Source organism: Polaribacter sp. OB-PA-B3, assembly GCF_054589375.1.
In genome coordinates this window covers 1-21138 of sequence record NZ_BAAIIX010000002.1, presented here as the reverse complement: position 1 = coordinate 21138, position 21138 = coordinate 1, and the positions used below count along the sequence as shown (strand labels likewise).

Annotated in this window: 17 protein-coding genes; 11 read left to right on the top strand and 6 right to left on the bottom strand. The window is 29.3% G+C overall.

Annotated elements, in window-relative coordinates:
- Positions 1 to 130 precede the first annotated feature (130 nt).
- Positions 131 to 325, bottom strand: a complete 195-nt coding sequence (locus tag ACYPV9_RS03750; protein WP_459741701.1) for a hypothetical protein — start codon at positions 323 to 325, stop codon at positions 131 to 133.
- Positions 326 to 2185 (bottom strand): DNA topoisomerase IV subunit B, encoded by a 1860-nt coding sequence (locus ACYPV9_RS03745; RefSeq protein WP_459742626.1) that lies wholly within the window; start codon positions 2183 to 2185, stop codon positions 326 to 328.
- A gap of 219 nt (positions 2186 to 2404) precedes the next feature.
- On the opposite strand from ACYPV9_RS03745, the gene lysA reads away from it, so the two are divergent.
- From lysA to ACYPV9_RS03710, 7 genes are all read left to right on the top strand, one after another.
- Positions 2405 to 3649, top strand: coding sequence for a diaminopimelate decarboxylase (lysA, locus tag ACYPV9_RS03740; RefSeq protein WP_459741699.1), 1245 nt, complete (start codon positions 2405 to 2407; stop codon positions 3647 to 3649).
- Positions 3650 to 3740: 91 nt separating this feature from the next.
- Positions 3741 to 4352, top strand: coding sequence for a fumarylacetoacetate hydrolase family protein (locus ACYPV9_RS03735; protein WP_459741696.1), 612 nt, complete (start codon positions 3741 to 3743; stop codon positions 4350 to 4352).
- A 10-nt stretch (positions 4353 to 4362) separates the two neighbouring features.
- Positions 4363 to 4878: a GNAT family N-acetyltransferase gene (locus ACYPV9_RS03730; RefSeq protein ID WP_459741694.1), complete on the top strand. Its 516-nt coding sequence runs from the start codon at positions 4363 to 4365 to the stop codon at positions 4876 to 4878.
- A gap of 70 nt (positions 4879 to 4948) precedes the next feature.
- Positions 4949 to 7867 (top strand): T9SS type A sorting domain-containing protein, encoded by a 2919-nt coding sequence (locus tag ACYPV9_RS03725; protein ID WP_459741692.1) that lies wholly within the window; start codon positions 4949 to 4951, stop codon positions 7865 to 7867.
- Positions 7868 to 7953: 86 nt separating this feature from the next.
- The gene (locus tag ACYPV9_RS03720; protein ID WP_459741690.1) at positions 7954 to 10077 is read left to right on the top strand and encodes a Tex family protein; all 2124 of its coding nucleotides are present in this window, start codon (positions 7954 to 7956) and stop codon (positions 10075 to 10077) included.
- Between the two features lie 18 nt (positions 10078 to 10095).
- The gene (locus ACYPV9_RS03715) at positions 10096 to 10239 is read left to right on the top strand and encodes a hypothetical protein (RefSeq protein ID WP_299061151.1); all 144 of its coding nucleotides are present in this window, start codon (positions 10096 to 10098) and stop codon (positions 10237 to 10239) included.
- 122 nt (positions 10240 to 10361) lie between these two features.
- Positions 10362 to 12680 carry a DNA topoisomerase 3 gene (locus ACYPV9_RS03710; RefSeq protein ID WP_459741688.1) on the top strand — a complete coding sequence of 773 codons (2319 nt, stop codon included), beginning with the start codon at positions 10362 to 10364 and terminating at the stop codon, positions 12678 to 12680.
- A 152-nt stretch (positions 12681 to 12832) separates the two neighbouring features.
- Here ACYPV9_RS03710 and ACYPV9_RS03705 read toward each other — a convergent pair whose 3' ends face one another.
- The 3 genes from ACYPV9_RS03705 to ACYPV9_RS03695 are packed head-to-tail and all read right to left on the bottom strand — an operon-like array spanning position 12833 to position 15344.
- Positions 12833 to 13051, bottom strand: a complete 219-nt coding sequence (locus tag ACYPV9_RS03705) for a VF530 family protein (protein ID WP_077809049.1) — start codon at positions 13049 to 13051, stop codon at positions 12833 to 12835.
- Positions 13044 to 13715 (bottom strand): NAD(P)H-binding protein, encoded by a 672-nt coding sequence (locus tag ACYPV9_RS03700; RefSeq protein WP_459741686.1) that lies wholly within the window; start codon positions 13713 to 13715, stop codon positions 13044 to 13046. The genes ACYPV9_RS03705 and ACYPV9_RS03700 overlap by 8 nt, the downstream gene beginning before the upstream one ends.
- Positions 13716 to 15344, bottom strand: coding sequence for an aminopeptidase P N-terminal domain-containing protein (locus ACYPV9_RS03695; RefSeq protein WP_459741684.1), 1629 nt, complete (start codon positions 15342 to 15344; stop codon positions 13716 to 13718).
- 131 nt (positions 15345 to 15475) lie between these two features.
- Here ACYPV9_RS03695 and gcvT point away from each other — a divergent pair, with 131 nt between their 5' ends.
- The 4 genes from gcvT to ACYPV9_RS03675 all read left to right on the top strand — a co-directional run bounded on the left by gcvT (position 15476) and on the right by ACYPV9_RS03675 (position 19652).
- On the top strand, positions 15476 to 16561 hold the full coding sequence (gcvT, locus tag ACYPV9_RS03690) for a glycine cleavage system aminomethyltransferase GcvT (RefSeq protein ID WP_459741682.1): 1086 nt from the start codon (positions 15476 to 15478) through the stop codon (positions 16559 to 16561).
- An 88-nt stretch (positions 16562 to 16649) separates the two neighbouring features.
- Positions 16650 to 17768 (top strand): SDR family oxidoreductase, encoded by a 1119-nt coding sequence (locus tag ACYPV9_RS03685; protein WP_459741679.1) that lies wholly within the window; start codon positions 16650 to 16652, stop codon positions 17766 to 17768.
- 17 nt (positions 17769 to 17785) lie between these two features.
- Positions 17786 to 18784, top strand: coding sequence for a metal-dependent hydrolase (locus ACYPV9_RS03680; RefSeq protein WP_459741678.1), 999 nt, complete (start codon positions 17786 to 17788; stop codon positions 18782 to 18784).
- A 73-nt stretch (positions 18785 to 18857) separates the two neighbouring features.
- Positions 18858 to 19652 (top strand): hypothetical protein, encoded by a 795-nt coding sequence (locus tag ACYPV9_RS03675; RefSeq protein ID WP_459741676.1) that lies wholly within the window; start codon positions 18858 to 18860, stop codon positions 19650 to 19652.
- An 85-nt stretch (positions 19653 to 19737) separates the two neighbouring features.
- On the opposite strand, the gene ACYPV9_RS03670 is transcribed toward ACYPV9_RS03675, so the two are convergent.
- Positions 19738 to 21138: T9SS type A sorting domain-containing protein (locus ACYPV9_RS03670; protein ID WP_459741675.1), on the bottom strand; the 1401-nt coding region annotated here is incomplete at its 5' end.

The following is a 21138-nucleotide window of genomic DNA, read 5'->3' as shown; positions in this document are numbered from 1 at the left end:
TAAAATTTGTTCATACTTCACAAATTTACTCGAACTAACAACTAAAAAGGATGCCACTTCAATCCTTAACGCAAAAAATACATTTTTACTAAATATTAGTTTTCTTTAAATTAATATCAAATAAAATTTCCTATTTCTTTTCTTTTACTCCTCTAATAATTAACTGCAATGCCAAAGACATCATACCTGTTGATAAAATTCCTAAATAGGCAGAAGAGTTTTCCTTGTACGATAAATCATTATAATTTACCTGCGTTATCCAGAAAATTAAAATGATTAGAAAAATTATTGAAATTATATTAAAAACCGTCTTTACTTTTTTCATCTATGCTTCGTCTTCTACGTAATCTAATTCTACTTTTAAATTCTCGATAATAAATTTTTGTCTGTCTGGTGTATTTTTTCCCATATAAAACTGTAACATTTGTTCTATAGACATTTCTTTATCTAACATCACAGGATCTAATCGAATGTCATCACCAATAAAATGCACAAATTCGTTTGGCGAAATCTCTCCCAAACCTTTAAATCGAGTTATTTCTGGTTTTCCTCTTAATTTTTCAATGGCTTCACGCTTTTCTTCTTCAGAATAACAGTAAAAAGTTTGCTTTTTATTTCTTACTCTAAATAATGGTGTTTCTAATATGAACAAATGTCCTTCTTTTATCAATTCTGGAAAAAACTGTAAGAAAAAAGTTATCAATAATAAACGAATATGCATACCATCTACATCGGCATCGGTAGCAATTACAATATTATTATATCTTAAATCTTCTAAACCATCTTCTATATTTAAAGCAGCTTGTAATAAATTAAACTCTTCATTTTCGTACACAATTTTTTTACTTAATCCGTAAGAATTTAAAGGCTTTCCTTTTAAACTAAATACAGCTTGTGTGTTTACATTTCTAGATTTTGTAATAGAACCAGATGCTGAATCTCCCTCGGTAATAAATAGTGTTGTTTCTAAGTAATTTTCTTTTTTAACATCACCTAAATGTATTCTACAATCTCTTAATTTTTTATTGTGTAAACTTGCTTTTTTAGCTCTGTCTTTTGCTAATTTTCGAATACCAGATAATTCTTTACGCTCTTTTTCTGCCTGAATTATCTTTTTTTGAAGAGCATCTGCAACTTCTACATTTTTATGTAAAAAATTATCTAGCTTGGTTTTTAAAAAATCGTTTATATAAGTTCTAACCGTTGGTAAATCTCCTCCCATATCTGTAGAACCTAACTTTGTTTTTGTCTGACTTTCAAAAACTGGCTCCATAACTTTTATGGCAATCGCAGATATAATTGATTTACGAATATCTGATGCTTCGAAATTTTTACCATAAAAATCTCTAATAGTTTTTACAACCGCTTCTCTAAATGCTGCTTGGTGTGTACCACCTTGTGTTGTATGTTGACCATTTACAAAAGAATGATATTCTTCTGAATATTGTGTTTTACTATGTGTAATTGCAACTTCAATATCATCACCTTTTAAGTGAATTATTGGATACAACATGTCTTCTATGTTGTTATTGTCTTCTAATAAATCTTTTAATCCGTTTTTAGAGAAAAACTTTTCTCCATTAAAAATAATGGTTAAACCCGGATTTAGATACACATAATTTTTAAGCATTTTTGCCACATACTCATTTCTGAATTTGTAGTTCTTAAAAATAGTTTCATCTGGTATAAATGATACTTTAGTACCTTTTCTTCGAGATGTTTCTTCTAAGAATTCTTCGTTTTCTAAATTACCTTGGCTAAATTCTGCCGAAGCAGATTTACCTTCTCTAGAAGACTCTACTCTAAAATAAGAAGAAAGTGCATTTACAGCTTTTGTACCAACACCATTTAAACCAACAGATTTCTTAAATGCTTTAGAATCGTATTTACCACCCGTATTCATCTTAGAAACTACATCAACCACTTTACCTAAAGGGATACCTCTACCATAATCTCTAACTGTAACTTTACTACCGTGTATAGAAATTTCTATAGTTTTTCCGGCGCCCATTACATACTCATCAATAGAGTTATCTAACACTTCTTTTACAAGAATATAAATACCATCGTCTGCAGAAGAACCGTCGCCCAACTTACCAATGTACATACCAGGTCGCATTCTTATATGCTCTTTCCAGTCTAAAGATCTAATATTATCTTCTGTATATTTTGTTTCTTGACTCATAAAATCTCTTGCTACTATTGGTTTGATGTACTCGTAAAAATAGGTTTTAAGCAACAAAAAATAAACATTTTTAGCAATTAGTTATTAACATCATTTCAACTAATTTTCACCTATAAAAACAACTAAAAATCACAATAAAAAACAATTTGTTGTATTTTTAAACAAAACGTAATTTATTAAACAATTTATTTACTTTTGACACTCTAAAATTATTAAAAATTGGAAAGTACACAATTAACAGCGTTGGCAAATAAATACGGAAGTCCTTTATATGTTTACGATACAGACAAAATAGAATCTCAATACAACAGATTAACAAATGCTTTTAGTAGCGTAAAAAACTTAAAGTTAAATTATGCTGTAAAGGCATTATCAAATATTAATATTTTACAGTTTTTTAAAAACTTAGGTTCTGGGTTAGATACAGTTTCTTACCAAGAAGTTCAATTGTGTTTAACAACCGGTATAGATCCTAAAGATATTATTTATACTCCAAACGGTGTTTCTTTATCAGAAATTGAAGAAGTAGCTAAGTTAGGTGTTCAAATTAATATTGATAATCTATCTATTTTAGAACAATTTGGTCAAAAACACCCAAACATTCCGGTTTGTGTACGTATCAATCCACATATTATGGCTGGTGGAAATTCTAAAATTTCTGTAGGTCATATCGATTCTAAATTCGGAATTTCAATTCATCAAGTACCACATATTAAGCGTGTTGTAGAAAATACCGGAATGAATATTAACGGAATTCACATGCACACAGGTTCTGATATTTTAGATATCGATACTTTTTTACGTGCTTCGGATATTTTATTTGATGTTGCCAGACAATTCGAAAACATAGATTTTATCGATTTTGGTAGCGGTTTTAAAGTACCTTACAAAGAAGGAGATATTTCTACAGACATCGAGCAATTAGGTGTACAACTTTCAGAACGTTTTAATGAGTTTTGTACAGAATACGGTAAAGATATTACTTTAATGTTCGAACCTGGTAAATTTTTGGTTTCAGAAGCTGGAGTATTCTTAGCAAAAGTTAACGTAGTAAAACAAACAACTTCTACTGTATTTGCTCATGTAGATTCTGGTTTTAACCATTTGGTTAGACCTATGATGTACGACTCTTATCATCATATTACAAATATTTCTAATCCTTCTGGTAGAGATCGTTATTATTCTGTGGTAGGCTATATTTGCGAAACAGACACTTTTGCGTCTAACAGAAGAATTGCAGAAATTTCTGAAGAAGATATTTTATGTTTCCATAATGCTGGTGCTTATTGTTTCTCTATGGCTTCTAATTACAATTCTCGTTATTTACCTGCAGAAGTTATGGTGCATAAAGGGCAAGATTATCTAATTAGAAAAAGACAAACGATAAAAGATATTTTAAACAATCAAGAAACAATAGATTTCTCTAAAACAAAAGCTACTAAAAAAGAAAAAGTAGAAGCTTAATAAAAAATACAAACCATTAAAAATCCACCAAAGCAATTGTTTTAGGTGGATTTTTTTATATTTACTAATCCATAAACAAACAATAACCACAATGAAAATATTAGGAATAGGAAGTAATTATGTTACCGATTTAAAAGATATTGAAGAAAAGAAAAAAGGTAAAAAATTCATCTTTTCGAAACCAGAATCTAGTTTAGCTATAAATTGTGACGTAGCTTATCCAAGTGAAATAACAAACGAGTTAATATACGAAGTAGAATTGGTTGTGAAAATTGGTAAAGAAGGCAAAAACATTACCAAAGAAGATGCAAACGCTTACATTTCAGAAATTGCCGTTGGCATTGATTATACAGCTACAGATATTTTAAAAGACGCTAGAGAAACAAAACATCCATGGGAATTTGCCAAAGGTTTTGATGGTGCAGCACCAATTTCTAGTTTTAAACCCGTTTCTAATTACAATTTAGCTGATATAGATTTCGACTTAAAAATTAACGGAGAAGTAAAACAAAAAAGTAATACTGCGTATATGATTAATGACTTCGCAGATATTATTGTATTTATTTCTAAATATATGACGTTGCAACCTGGCGATTTAATTTTTACAGGTACACCTGCTTTAGGAAAAGGAGAAATTTTTAAAGGAGATCATTTACAATGTTCTGTAAACGGAGAATTGCTATTAGATTTTAAAATGATTTAAGTAAATATTGATGAAGATTAGACTTTCTAAAATTGAAGATATCCCAGAAATTGCAATTATTATTGATGATGCAAAAGCGCATTTAAAATCACAAAACATAGACCAATGGCAAAACGGATATCCGAATGCAGCGCAAGTTACAAACGACATCAAAAATTGCGAAAGTTTTGTTGTTGTTAACGATGATAATTTAATTGTTGCAACTTCTATGTTTACTTTAAGAAAAGAACCAACTTATAAAAAGGTAATAGATGGTGAATGGATTGTTTCTGAAAATGAAAAATACGGTGTAATTCACCGAATGGCTATAAAAAAAGAATTTAGAAAATTTGGGCTAGCCACTTTTATGTTTCATGAGTTTCACCTACAATTATTAGAAAAAAAAGTTAAAAGTTTAAAAATTGACACACACGAAGACAATTTAGGTATGCAATCTTTATTAAAAAAATTAGGTTACAAATATTGCGGCATTATATACACTTCTTACAACGCAAAAAGATTGGCTTTTGAGAAAATTATAGCCTAAAAATACGTCAAATATCGTATTGAGATTTACATTACTTACTCATAATTTTGATAAAAATTAAATCATTATTATGAAAAAAATTATGCTACTATTCACTTTAATTTTAAGTGTTAATAAAATCAATTCTCAAATTCAAGTTGCAAGTGATGTGAATCAAGGTACAAGAGGCAGTTCTTTAGAAAACTTCTTTAAATTTAAAAATCAGCTCTTCTTTTCAGCCGAACTTGATGATCAATTTTCTAATACTTCCGTTAGAAAACTATGGAAAACAGATGGCACAGAAGCAGGAACCATTCAAATAGATAATTTACCAGAAAAAGGATACTTTATTACAGAAGATTTCATCTACTACATGGAAAATAGAGAAATTTGGAAATCTGATGGCACAGAAAATGGAACCACAAAAATTAAAGAAAATTTAAGTGTTTCAGAGCCACTTGGTGCATTCAATGGCTTTTTTTATTATTTAGACTATATCTATGAAAATGGTAAAGTTACCAATACCACTGGTTTGTATAAAACAGATGGAAATTCTACAGATGTTTTGCTTACTTTTCCTGCAGATCAATTTGCAACCAATAATGTAGCAAACAATGGAAATGCCATTTTTAAATTAGATGATACTAGATTTGTTGCCTACATATACACAAAAAATTTAGGGATAGAACCTTACGTTTCTGATGGAACACCAGCAGGAACTTATTTCTTAAAAGATATAGGTGTAAACACTTTTCAAACTGTAAATGCAACACCATCAAAATTTCACAAAGCTGTAGATAGGTTTTTGTTTCAAAATGGAAAAAAAGAATTGTGGACTACAGATGGTACAGAAGCAGAAACTTTTCAACTAAAAGAATTTACAGGCTCTTTTTCTGCTGCAATTACTGACATAACATCTTTTAATAATAAAGTTTATTTTGGTTTTACACACGAGCTTTGGGAATCTGATGGAACAATTGAAGGAACAAAATTAGTCTTTAGCAACGCAAGTGGAGATGGTGGTATTCAGGCAATTATTAATAGAGGTAGTGATTTATTATTGCTTTTAGAAAGAGGAATTCATCTTTTTGATGGCACAACAAATAGCACAACAAAAATTGCTACTCAAGATATTACTTATATCAAATCTTATGAAGCATCTACCAATACAAAAACCTTTTTTGTTGCAAATTACAAAGGCGAAGGAGATAGACTTTGGACAACAAATGGCACTGCAAATGGTACAATTTCTATAGAACCTTTTTGGCCAGACGGTAGAACACCAATAGTATTATATAATTTAGGAGAACAATTGATTTTTACAAGTACTACAGGTGATTATGATATGGGAGAACTTTGGGTTTCTGATGGCACAAATTCTGGCACTAAACTCTTAAAAGACATCAATAAAACAGGTAATTTAGATTCTAAACCAAAATTTCAAACAACATTAAATGGTAAAATTTATTTTTCTGCAGATGATAATATACATGGTAGAGAACTATTTGTTTTTGATGGCACTACAACAACTTTATTAAAAGATATTTATCCTGGTTTTAATTCGAGTAATCCATATGACTTTTATGTATTAAATGATAAAATCATTTTTAAAGCATATACTTTAGAAAACGGCTTAGAATTTTGGATTACAGATGGTACTGAATCTGGAACAGTATTATTAAAAGACATCAACCCAAATGGTAATGGTTTTTTAAACGATAATAGAGCATACGTAAGAATTAATCAATTTAAAATTTTTAATAATGAGCTTTATTTCTTTGCTGATAATGGCACAAATGGAATGGAACTTTGGAAAACTAATGGTACAGAAGCTGGTACAATTATGCTTAAAGACATAAATTCAGGATTTAATGCTAGCTACAGACCTGCATTAGACCATAGACCAAGAATCGTAGAACATAATAACGAATTATATTTTTATGTTTCAAGTTCTGGAAGTTCAAATAACCTTTCAAATTTTCAAATGTGGAAAACTAACGGTACTAAAGCTGGTACCCAAAAAATATCGATTATAGAAAGTACAATTAAAGAAGGAACTCTTTTACCGAATACATATTTTTCTTTTAATAACAACTTTTATTTTTATGGAGTAGACAAATTAACAAATAAAAAAGAATTATACAGAACTGATTTTAATACAGTTACTAAAATTGAAGGTACTGGAAACCATACTGCATTTTATCCTGTAAAAGATAAAATATATTATACAAATAATGATTTTGTTTCTGGTAAAGGAGAAGAAATTTGGGCGATAGAAAAAGATGATAGTTTTGCAATTGCACACGATATTGTACCAGGTTCGCAGGGCTCAAACGCAGGTAATTTCTATGTGTTTAATGACTATTTATATTTTAGTATACGAAATCAAAATTACGAATCAGAGTTGTGGAGAATCAGTAACAACACGGCTCCAGAAAAAATTTTTGCTAAAGACACAGAAACAGGAACAAGCTCCTTAGAACAATATTTTGATTTTACTCCAAAAAACGATATTCTTTTTATCAATACTAAACACAATGGAAATTCAGATTTTAATTACAGAATGTATGCTATTAAAAATTCTTCAACCAATTTAATACCTGTCTTGTCTATTAATAGTTTTAAAGTTCCTTATGAAAATTTACCAAATGGAATAAATTCATTAAGTACCTTTTTAAATAATAAAATTTATTTTACAGGAAATATTTCTGAAGAAGGTGAAGAATTATTATTCGCCGATTTTGAAGCTGTTTTAAATATTGATAAATTTAAAAATTTAAATAATAATAATTTTGGTTTTAATATTTATCCTAACCCTGTTGATGATCTGTTAAATATAAATTCAAAGTCCACTATAAAATCTGGTATAATTTATAATTTATTAGGAAAAAAAGTAGTTACTATTAATTCGAATTCAACAGATGTTTCTAAATTAAAAGCAGGAGTTTATATACTAAAGATTAAAGATGAATTTGGTAATTTTTTCTCAAAAAAATGGCTAAAAAAATAAATTATTAAGCTTAAAATAAAACTATATTTACATCCTCATAAAATTTATTTTTATGAGGTTTTTTTTCGCTTAAACTCAAAATAGAAATGCAATTACTACAATATATAACACAACAAACACAATTTTCATCTAAATCTGTAGAAAATACAATTTCTTTATTAAATGAAGATGCTACAGTTCCTTTTATTAGCAGATATAGAAAGGAAATGACTGGTAATTTAGATGAAGTAGAAATAGGCGAAATTGTAAAATTTAAAGAAGCTTTCGAAACTCTAGAAAAACGTAAAAAAAGTATTTTAAAAGCACTTGAAGAACAAGATGTTATAACATCAGAATTAACCGAAAAAGTAAATAATTCTATAGATTTAATTTCTTTAGAGGATTTGTATTTACCTTTTAAGAAAAAAAGAAAAACCAAAGCAGAAACTGCGAGATTACAAGGTTTAGAACCATTGGCAAAAATGATTATGAGTCAGCGAGTAAATGACTTAGAATATACTGCTTCAAAATATATTAAAAATGACATTGAATCTATTGAAGATGCTTTAGAAGGCGCTCGTTTTATTATTGCAGAATGGATTAATGAGCGCACAGATATCAGAAATAATATTAGAAGAGAATTAGAACGTTTTGCTACAATTTCATCCAAAGTGATAAAGTCTAAAAAAGACGATGAAAAAGCACAAAAATTTAAAGATTATTTCGATTGGAGTGAGTCTTTAAATAAAATTCCGTCTCACAGGTTTTTAGCAATTTTAAGAGCCGAAAATGAGGGTTTTATCAGAATTAAAATAGAAGTTGATACCGAAAGATTGTTGCAAAGAATTGAAAATCGAATTATTAGAACACAAAATGAATGTTCTACACAAATAGAATTTGCTATTAAAGATGCTTTTAAACGTTTGTTATATCCTTCTCTATCAAACGAAAGACTTTCACTAGCGAAAGAAAAAGCAGATGATGATGCTATATTAGTCTTTTCTAAAAACTTAAAACAATTGCTTTTAGGTGCACCATTAGGTGAAAAAAGAGTGTTAGCTATCGATCCGGGTTTTAGATCTGGTTGTAAAGTAGTATGCTTAAACGAGCAAGGAGATTTGTTGCATAATGAAAATATTTACCCACATGAACCACAAAAACAAACAATTGAAGCCATTCAGAAAATTAGTTCGTTAACAGAAGCTTATAAAATTGAAGCTATTGCTATTGGTAACGGAACCGCATCTCGTGAAACAGAGCAATTGGTAAAGAAAATTCAGTTTAAAAATGCTGTTGATGTTTTTGTGGTTAGTGAAGCTGGCGCTTCTATTTATTCAGCATCAAAAATTGCAAGAGATGAATTTCCTAATTACGATGTAACCGTTCGTGGATCTGTTTCTATTGGTAGACGTTTGCAAGATCCGTTGGCAGAATTGGTTAAAATTGATGCTAAATCTATTGGAGTTGGCCAATACCAGCACGATGTCGATCAAACTAAATTAAAGAAATCTTTAGATGCAACTGTAGAAAGTTGTGTAAACACCATCGGAGTTAATATAAATACAGCAAGCGAATCTTTATTGAGTTACGTTTCTGGAATTGGACCAAAATTGGCAGAAAATATCGTAAATTATAGAAATAAAAATGGTTCTTTTTCTTCTAGAAACGATATAAAAAAAGTACCTCGTTTAGGTGGAAAAGGATTTGAACAAGCAGCCGGTTTCTTAAGAATTAAGAATGGTAAAAATCCGTTAGATGATTCTGCTGTGCATCCAGAAAGTTACGCTTTAGTTGATAAAATTGCAAAAGACAATAAGCTAAAAGTTACTAATTTTATTGGAAAACCTGATTTAATAAAGCAAATAAATCTAAAAAACTATATTACAGAAACCATTGGCTTACCAACTTTAACGGATATTGTAAAAGAATTAGAAAAACCTGGTTTAGACCCAAGAGAAAAAGCTAAAGTATTCTCTTTTGATGCAACTATAAAAACAATTTCAGATTTAAGAATCGGGCAATTATTACCTGGTATTGTAAATAACATTACCAATTTTGGTTGTTTTGTAGACATTGGTATAAAAGAAAGTGGTCTAATTCATGTTTCTAACCTATCGGATACTTTTGTAAAAGATGTAAATACAATTGTAAGTTTGCAACAACAAATTACTGCAAAAGTTTTAGAAGTTGATGTCGTTCGAAAACGAATTCAATTAGCTTTAATTAAATAACATTTTTATTCTTAAAATATGAGCAAAAAAGAAAAAACAGATTTATGGGATGACTTAACGGATTCTCAAAAGAATGAAATACAACAAGAAGTTATTAATTCTAATAAAAAGAAAAAATCTACTTGGGAAGATCTCAAAAAAGAGCTTTCTAAATTGAAATAGCTGCTATTTTATTTGTGTTAATATTTTTTAAAATCATAAAACTTCTAATTTATCAACAATCGTATAAAGAGCTTCTTTAAATATATATTTATTCCCTATTTTCGACCACACAAAAATAACCAATGAAAGTCTGTATTGCCGAAAAACCATCTGTAGCAAGAGAAATTGCCAACATTCTAGGAGCCAACACAAAACGTGATGGTTTTTATGAAGGCAACGGTTATGCCGTAACATATACTTTTGGGCATTTGTGTACACTTTTAGAACCTAAAGATTACAAACCGCATTGGAAAAGTTGGGATTTGAACAACTTACCAATGTTACCAGATCGTTTCGATACAAAAGTTACAGGTGATGCAGGAATTAAAAAACAATTTAACATCGTAAAATCTTTATTCGAAAAAGCAGATGTTATTATAAATTGTGGGGATGCCGGTACAGAAGGAGAACTGATACAACGTTGGGTAATTAACCAATGTAATTACAAAGGAAAAGTGCAACGTTTATGGATTTCTTCTTTAACGGAAGAAGCCATAAAAGACGGATTCAAAAATTTAAAACCAGCAGAAGATTACGATAACTTATATTATGCGGGATATTCTCGTGCTATCGGAGATTGGCTATTAGGTTTAAATGCAACTCGTTTATATACTGTAAAATTCGGCGGTTTTAAACAAGTTTTATCAGTTGGTAGAGTGCAAACTCCTACCCTAGCCATGTTGGTAAATCGTTATTTTGAAATTCAAAATTTTAAACCACAACCTTACTGGGAATTACAAACTACATACAGAAATACACTTTTTAATTATGAAGATGGACGTTTTCTTAAACAAGAAGACGGTCAAGTTTTAGCGGATAAGGTTGCACAATCAGAATTTGAAATTGTTTCCGTTACCAAAAAGAAAGGAAAAGAATATGCTCCAAAATTATTCGATTTAACAGGTTTACAAGTATATTGTAATAATAAGTTCGGTTTTTCTGCGGATGAAACTTTAAAAATCGTTCAGAAATTATACGAAATGAAAGTAGTTACGTACCCAAGAGTAGATACAACTTTTTTACCGAATGATTTGTATCCAAAAATACACGGAATTTTATCGAAACTAACTAATTATAGCGAATTAACACAAACGCTTTTAGGCAATAAAATCAAAAAAACAAAACGTGTTTTTGATGATAAAAAAGTAACAGATCACCATGCAATAATTCCTACAGGAATTCAAGGTAATTTACAGTACAACCAACAACAGGTTTACGATATAATTACAAGAAGATTTATTGCTGTATTTTACCCAGATTCTGATGTTTCTAATACATCTGTAATTGGTAAGGCGGCAGAAGTTCCTTTTAAAACAACCGGAAAAGAAATTTTAAATAAAGGTTGGCGTGTTGTTTTTGAAACTAAAGAAAGTAAGGTTAAAAAAGAAATGAATGAGAAAATGACCTTGCCTTCTTTTGTAAAAGGAGAAAAAGGAACTCATGAACCTTCGTTTTTAGAAAAAGAAACAAAACCGCCAAGAAATTATACAGAAGCAAGTTTATTACGCGCCATGGAAACTGCAGGAAAGCAAGTTGATGATGATGAAATGCGCGAATTAATGAAAGAAAACGGAATTGGTAGACCTTCTACAAGAGCAAGTATAATAGAAACTTTATTTCGAAGAAAATATATTGAACGTAAGAAAAAACTAGTATTACCAACACAAACTGGTATCGATTTAATTAATATTATTGACAACGAATTATTAAAATCTGCCGAATTAACCGGACTTTGGGAAAAACGTTTGAAAGAAATTGAACGAGGTGATTTTAACGCAGGAACGTTTATTAATAATATGAAAAAAATGGTGGATGAATTGGTCTACGAAGTCCGTTCTAATACATCTAAAAAAAGAATTTCTTCAGAAAACAAAAATCAGGCTAAGCAAGTAGATACTTCGAAACCAAAAGTAAAATCTAAAAAAGAAGTTGCAGGTAAAACCTGCCCTAAATGTAAAAAAGGAAAACTATTAAAAGGTTCATCTGCTTTTGGATGTTCTGAATATAAAGCTGGTTGCGATTTAAAAATTCCTTTTGAAGTTTACGGTAAAAAAGTTTCTGAAAACCAACTAATAAGGCTAATAGACAAAGGCTGTACAACAAACTTAAAAGGTTTTGTTTTAAATGATAGTAAAGTTGAGGGGTTAATTAGGTTTGATGATAGTTTCGCTTTAAAGCTAGAACCGAAACAACAACCTGTTAAAAAAGTTGCCACAAATTCTTCGGATACAATTAGCTGCCCGAAATGTAAAAAAGGTACAGTTTTAAAAGGAAAAACTGCTTACGGGTGTTCAAATTACAAATCTGGTTGTGATTTTGTTTTTACATTCGAAAACATAAAAAAAATTGCCAATGGGCAACCTTTAACAAAAGAATTGGTTCTTAATATTATTTCTAAATAAAAGTAAAACCTGTTTACAAATTTTTAACTAAGCATCTTATATAATTAGGGTTAGCAGACAATTCTAGCCCTGATTGCAGCATTTGTTTGAGCTCTTTTTTCTTTTTCAGAAAAAAAGCGAGTGCGGAAAGCAGGAAATAGCTTCAAAAAAAATTACAACATATTTCTTTCGTAAAACTTTTCTACTTTTTCTCTTGCCCAAGGTGTTGTTCTTAAAAATTTTAAAGAAGATTTATATGTTGGGTTATTTCTAAAAGCATTTATGTTTAATCGATCTCCTAATTCTTCCCAACCATATTCTTTAAACAATTGTTCTAAAATTGTTGCCAATTTTATACCGTGCATTGGGTTGTTTGGTTGTTCTTTACTCATTATTATTAGAATTTGCTATCGTTAAAATTAAGTCGGAATTTATAATTGAATTGTTGTTTGAGGTATTTGCAACTACTTTCATGCAAGTTGCAATTTTATCTGGATGAATCATTTTATACTTTTTTAAAGGCCCAATAAATAGCGGATTTAAGAATTTCATAATTCCTTTACCGATACTTTCTCCTAAACGAAACTCGTCTCTTTTACCACCAATTAAAGAGGGTCTTAAAATATATGTATTGGTTATATTTTGTGATAAAACATCTTTTTCCATTTCACCTTTAATTCTGTTATAAAAAACAGAACTTTTTGCATCTGCTCCCATAGAAGACATTACAGCAAAAGTAGTAATATTGTTAGCTTTGGCTAATTTTGCTGCAGTAACCGGTATGCCATAATCTATAGATTTGTACTTTTCTTTATCTTTAGTTTTTGATGCTGTTGTGCCAATGCAACAAAATACTTGGTCTGCTGTAAAAAGTGTTTTTTGCTCTTCTAAAGCAAACATATCTATTAAATGTTCTTCTATTTTACTTGATGATATATTTACAGAACTTCTAGAAAAAAGTTTAATTTTTGTATACGATGTATCTGCAATTAACTTTTGTAAAAGTAAATTACCTGTTAAACCAGTTGCACCTAATATAATTGCTGTTTTGCTCATTTATTTATCTAAATCTGGTAAAACAAAATCATCTAAAACAGACTTTTTAGCCATCATTTTTTCGATTTCCTCTACTGTTCTTGGTGCTTCTGCAGATAGGTTTACCGGCCCATTTTTTGTAACCAAGATATCATCTTCTATTCTAATACCAATTCCCCACCATTTCTTATCGCAATTACTTCCTTCTGGAATATAAATTCCAGGTTCCATGGTAACTACCATATTTTCTTCAAAATTACCATAATTTCCTGGATCGTGCACGTCTAAACCAATATGATGTGATGTTCCGTGAGGATAATATGGATGTTTTTCATCAATAGATTTTATAATACCTAATTTAAATAAACCTTCGTTTACAATTTTTTTAGAAAGTAGATTTGGTTTTGCCATACTTTCTCCTATTTTATAAGCAGCAATACCTGCTTCTTGAGCCTTATAAACTATTTCGTAAATAGCTTTTTGTTCTTTTGTAAACTTACCGTTTGCAGGAATTGTTCTTGTTACATCTGCAGTATAACCTCTATATTCTGCACCTAAATCCATTAAAATTAAATCGTTACCAACTTTTGTTTTATTATTTTCTATATAATGCAAAATACAACCATTGTTTCCTGCGCCAACAATAGACGGATATCCTTCGTATTCTGCACCATATTTTTTATAAACAAACTCATGTATACCTTGTAATTCTGTTTCAGACATATGAGGTTTCATGGCTTTCATTACTTCTACTTGCCCAATTGCAGAGATTCTTACTGCTTTTGTTAATAAAACCAATTCTTCTTTAGTTTTTACTTCTCTTAAAGTTGCTAAATTTCTTGATAAAAAAGTTACATCTAAATTTGTTTTAGCTTCTAATTTTAAAGATATTTTTTGCTGCAAATCTTTCTTTAAATTAATATCTGTTGCTTCTTTAAATTTCATTAAATCTTCATCATCTTTTAAAGATGCATCGTAAGCTACTGCTCTACCAATTATCTGTGCAACATTTGCACTATTTTCTATTGGCGTAGATTTTACCAACTCGTAAATCTGCTTTTTTAAAGGCGATAAAAAGTTTTTAGGATTAAAATCTGCTTTTTCTTTAAAAGCCAAAACCAAATCATAAACTTCTGCTTTTTCTCTTGTAGAATTTCTATAATCGTCATTAAATTTTTCGATAAAAACCCTATCAAATTTTTTATAATCTAGGGTATCATTTATAAAGTCTTCTGCATTTTTTGCTACTTTAAAACCCAACTCATTAATAGCTCCTTCAACTCCCAACCTTTTACCATTCCATTGTTCTGCTCTTTTATTTTTTTTCTGAACATATAAAACTTCATTATAAACTTGTCCATTTTCACCGGTTTGATTTTCGGAAAACAAAACTAAAACTCCGTTTGGTTCTCTATAACCTGTTAAATAATAAAAATTAGGATCTTGATGAAAAACATAATCAACATCATTAGCTCTGTTTCTTAATGGATTTGCAAACACAACGGCAACAGAATTCTTTGGCATTTTACTTCTTAATGCATCTCTTCTGTCTTTATGAAATTCTTTAGAAAGAAAATCTGTAGGAGTTTGTGAAAACACGCTAAAAGTTGTGGTTAAAAAAGTTATTAAAATAATTTTAAAAATCTTCATTATTGTTGATTTACAAGTTGTTTACCCAAATGTAACATTATTTTTTATTAGGTAGAAATATTAACAAAATATTAGTGATTGATAATTGCGAATTTTTCAATAATTTAGCGCTAAATTTAAGAAATCTATACATGAAAAATATTGCATTACATTCGGTTCACGAAAAATTAGGCGCTAAAATGGTACCTTTTGCTGGTTACAATATGCCGGTTCAATATGAAGGCGTTACTGCAGAACATTTAACGGTTAGAGAAGCTGTTGGTGTTTTCGACGTAAGCCATATGGGTGAATTTTTAGTTTCTGGTGAAAATGCTTTGGCACTTATTCAAAAAGTAACGTCTAACGATGCTTCTAAATTAGAAATTGGCGATGCGCAATATAGTTGTTTACCAAACACAGAAAACGGTATTGTAGACGATTTAATTTGTTATAGAATTAAAGAAAACCAATATCTATTGGTTGTAAATGCATCAAACATAGAAAAAGATTGGAACTGGATTTCTTCTTACAATAAAGAATTTAATGCAGATTTAAGAGATTTATCAGAAGAGTACTCTTTATTAGCTATTCAAGGCCCCAAAGCTGTAGAAGCAATGCAATCTTTATCTTCATTAGATTTATCAGAAATACCATTTTATAAGTTTAAAATAGGTGATTTTGCAGGTATTGAAAATGTAATTATTTCTGCCACAGGTTATACCGGTTCTGGTGGTTTTGAAATCTACTGTAAAAATGAAGAAGTAGAACAAATTTGGAATAGAGTTTTCTTAGCTGGTGCAGCATTTGGTATTAAACCAATTGGTTTAGCAGCAAGAGATACTTTAAGAACAGAAATGGGTTATTGTTTGTATGGTAACGATATAGATGATACAACTTCGCCAATAGAAGCAGGTTTGGGTTGGATTACAAAATTTACTAAAGATTTTGTAAACTCTGAAGCTTTGGCTAAACAAAAAGCAGAAAAACCAACAAAAAAATTAGTTGCTTTTGAATTAAATGAAAGAGGAATACCGAGACAAGGCTATGATATTGTTGATGTTGAAGGTAACGTAATTGGTAACGTAACTTCTGGTACAATGAGCCCTAGCTTAAATAAAGGTATAGGTTTAGGATATGTACCTACTAATATTGCAAAAAGCGGTACTCGAATTAATATTCAAATTCGAAAAAAAGTAATACCAGCCACAATTGTAAAACTACCTTTTTACAAAGGATAAAGATAATATTTAAAAACCTCACATATTTGTGAGGTTTTTTAGTTTAAAGAACTAATTTCACTTTTTAATTACTTCAAAAAAAAATTATATGAATTGTTTGTTAACTGGCGGTACAGGAATTGTTGGTAGCCACATTATTTTTGAATGGCTACACAAAGCTATTGTAGAAAAAACCGTAAATCATCTTTTTGTAGTAATTCGAGCTAATGAAAAAACTGCAGAAGAAAGACTTTTAGCAATTCTTAAAGATAAATCTCGTCCTGAGTTTTTAAACAATTTTACTTTAGAAGCTTGTTTAGAAAAAATTACAGTCATTTCTCATGACTTAGAGTCTATCAACAAAACTATTTTACAAGATTATAATTTTGATACTGTTATACATTGTGCGGGTTCTACAAGTTTATTACACACAGCAGATTCTAAACAAATTGTACATGCCCAAAACTATTTAGTAACTAAAAACCTTTTAGAAGAATTACCTAAAAATGTGTCTCGTTTTTTATATATAAGTACAGCTTACTCTTTTGGTATACAAGATGAAAAAGTAAACGATTCAATAGAAAATTATAACGTTCATAAATTTAGAAATCCGTATGAAAAATCTAAATATGAAAGTGAATTTTTTGTCAAAGAAACTTGTAAACTAAAAAATATAGATGCACAAATATTAAGACCAAGTATCATTTGCGGTAGATTATTAGATGCGCCATTTTTTGAAACACCAAAGTTTGATGTATTTTATTCTTGGGCAATATTTTTAGATAAATATGCAAAAAAATCTAAAAATAATTTTAGGATTTGGATTGATAAAGAAAGTGGTTTAAATATTGTTCCGGTAGATTTTGTTGCAAAAGCAATCTTACACGCATTTTTAAATCCGACTATAAAAGAACTAAACATAGTAAACCCTAAACAAATTTTACATAAAAATTATGTAGGTGACGTTCTAGAATCTTTTAAAATAAATACGTACGAATACGTTTCTGAGAAGCCAGAAAACCTTAATAGTTTTGAACAGCTTTACTACAAAAGTATTGGTAGTCTTTTTGAAAAATATGTTTCTGTACCAGATTTACAGTTTAAATCTACCTTAATTCTAAAGTTTATTGAAGAATTAAAATTAGACATTACGCTTGGTGTGCATGAAAACTTTATGAACTTAATTGACTTTTCGGTTGAAAAAAAATTTAGAAAAAGTTATTATTAATCTAAAACTCTAAACCTATGGATTCTTTAACACAAATAGTTTTAGGAGCCGCAGTTGGTGAAGCCGTATTAGGCAAAAAAATTGGCAATAAAGCAATGTTGTATGGTGCAATTGCAGGTACAATACCAGATTTAGATATAGTTTCTAGTTTTTTTACAGATACCGTAACTGCTCTAGAAATCCATAGAGGCTTTACCCACTCTATTTTATTCTCTGTTATTTTTGCTCCGATTTTTGCTTATTTAGTGCTAAAATTCGAGAAATATAAAAATTTTAAAAATTGGACATGGCTCTTTTTTTGGGCGTTTATAACACATCCTATTTTAGACGCACAAACAACTTGGGGCACACAATTGTTTTGGCCTTTAGATATAAGATTGGCTTTTAAAAATATTTTTGTTGTAGACCCATTATATACATTACCTTTTATCATTTTTGTGTTGTTAGCAATGTTTCAAAAAAGAACTTCTAAAAAGAGAAAAACTTATAATAATTTAGGGTTGATAATAAGTAGTTCTTATTTAGCCATCTCCTTAATTTTAAAAGGTCTTTCTTACAAAAAATTCACCAAAGAATTGAATAATCAAAATATTACATATTCTAAAATAGCCACAAAACCCGCACCTCTAAATACTATTTTATGGACTACAAACGTAGAAACTAAAAATGCTTTTTTGATAGGTCATTCCTCTTTTTTTGATAAAAAACCAATCGAATTTTCCTATTACCCCAAGAATCATCACTTATTAGGAAATTTAAAAAATAATGATAAAGTAAAACGAATGATTTCAATTTCTAAAGGTTGGTATACAATTAGTAAACAACAAAATGAACTTTATTTTAATGATTTAAGATTCGGAACCCTAAGTATGCGTAAAAATGCAGAAAACTTTGTTTTTAAGTATAAAATTAATGTTGATGAAAATGAAAACGTAACTTTTATAGAAGTCAAAAAAAATAAAGACGATGCTAAAAATTTACTATCAGATCTTTGGATAAGAATAAAAGGAAATTAATATGAAATTTTTGTAAGGAGCCCTCCTTAAAAACGATTAAACATTTTTAAATTAAATTTTCAATTAAACTAACATGAAAAAATTACTTTTTACAGCCATTTTTGGCGCAACAATTATTACAGGTTGTAAACAACAACCCAAAACAGAAAAAAATACTGAAACTGTAAAAACAGAAAAGGTAACTAAGAATTTTTCTGAAGCTATCGAAACTGCACATAAAAAAGTAGTTTTTCTAGCTAAAGAAGCAATACAATTTAATGCAGTTATAAATTTTGGAGGTAATGAAATTTTGAATGCAGATATAACGGTTTCTACTTCTTCTGATATTGCCAAAATAACGTATAAAAATGGTGATGAAATTTATGTAGATAAACAAGATATTTTTGTTTCTGATGGATTAAAAGAAAATCCTGGAGTGCGTTTTCATGCATATACATGGAATTATTTTTTCCTATTTCCATATAAATTAAATGACAACGGAACAAAATGGGATTTTAATCATACAACAGAAGAAGCAAATAATAATTTAAAAACAGCTAAACTAAGTTTTGAAGCAAATACGGGTGATGCACCAGATGATTGGTATGTAGTTTATAAAAATAACGAAAGTGATTTATTAGAACACGTTGCCTACATTGTTACTGCTGGTAAAACAAAAGAAGCTGCAGAAGCAGATCCGCATGCTATAAAATATACAGATTATACAGAAATAGAAGGTATTTCTATTGCCACAAATTGGGATTTTTATGGATGGAATTCTAAAGATGGTTTAACTGATAAAATTGGAAATGCAAAAATTACAAACATAAAATTTGTAGAAGGTTTTAGAGATGGTTTTTCTATTCCAAAGAACTATATCAAAAAATAAAATTCCGTTGCTCATAATTTAAAAATCTCATTATCTTTAAATAGATAATGAGATTTTTTATTTTTAATAAGTAAGTATTGTAATGTTATTTGTTATACAAAACCTTTTTACTGATAATACCTTTTTCAGTTTTAATGTTTACAATATATACTCCATTCACTAGATTCTTAACTTTAAGTCTGTTTTCACTATCAGAAGAATCAATGTTCCAGCTATTTGTTTTTTGACCTAAAAGGTTAAATAATACTACATTTTCGATGTTTAAATTGTTTTTATTATCAATTACTAACTCGTTAGTAGTTTTATCTAAGAAAGTAGATATTAAATCATTAATCGGATTCTCTAGGTTTGTATCATCGATACTTAATACAGTATCTTGACTAAATACAATCGAGAATCTATCTAAATGCTCTCCTTTATCTAATTGTAAAACAACTTCGTTATTTGTAATGTTGTATGTTTTGTTAGTCAATTTATCTTTTACAAAAATGGTATTGTTTACCTTTTTGATATCATCTAAATTTAAAATAACAGCACCTTTATAATTCATTACTATTTCAAAAGGAATCTCTAAAGAATTTGAAATACTTTGAATTCCTGCAATTACATATTTGTTATCACTATTTTCAAATTTCCAGTATACGTCAGTTGCACCTAAATCGTTAATTGGGCTATCAAAACCTTTTTCAAATTCAAAAGTATTGTTTGGGCTAAATGACACACCAATTTGTCTGTGTAATGGCTCTTTATCTTCGCTAACAAAGTCCATTCCTATTTTCAACAAAGGCAATGTATTAAAGTCTCCGTTATCTTGTTCTACAACCTTTTTTCTTGCAGATTTAAAGAATACAGCATTCCCACTATCTTCTGTAACATACTGTCTTTGGCTGTTGTTAAATACGATTGGTCCACCGTCAGAATCACCCCCAATAAAGAATCCTTGACCGATAGGAATGTAGGTTCCAGGAGTTTTAAATAAACTACTATCTGTTCCGGTAGAAGGCGCACAAGAAACATCACCATCATCATCACTCATTTCTATAAAGTCAATATCAATTGTGTTAGAATCTGAAGACTCAAATCTTATAGTAGACCCCACAATAACGCAATCATTAATGGTAAATGTTTCATAACCAGATGTTGCAGGTAAATCATAAGTACCAACTTCTACATTATCTTTAAGGAAAATTAATGTCTTACCTGTAGCAGATTTGTAATTAATATTTATTTCATCTGTTGCTCTTGTAATTCTATTAAATTCTAAATAACTAGAACTAGTATTTAATCGAACAATGCTTTTTTCTACTATTTCAAAAATGGTACCATTTTGCAAAGATTCTTCAGCTTGTAAAGTAATATTAAAAGCACCAACATTAGGTTTACCTAAACTACCTACAGCCATAGAAAGATTAATTGTAGAGTAACCACCTACATAACCTTGATAATTATGTCCGCTAGTCTCAGAACTAGTGTTCTCTTCGCCAAC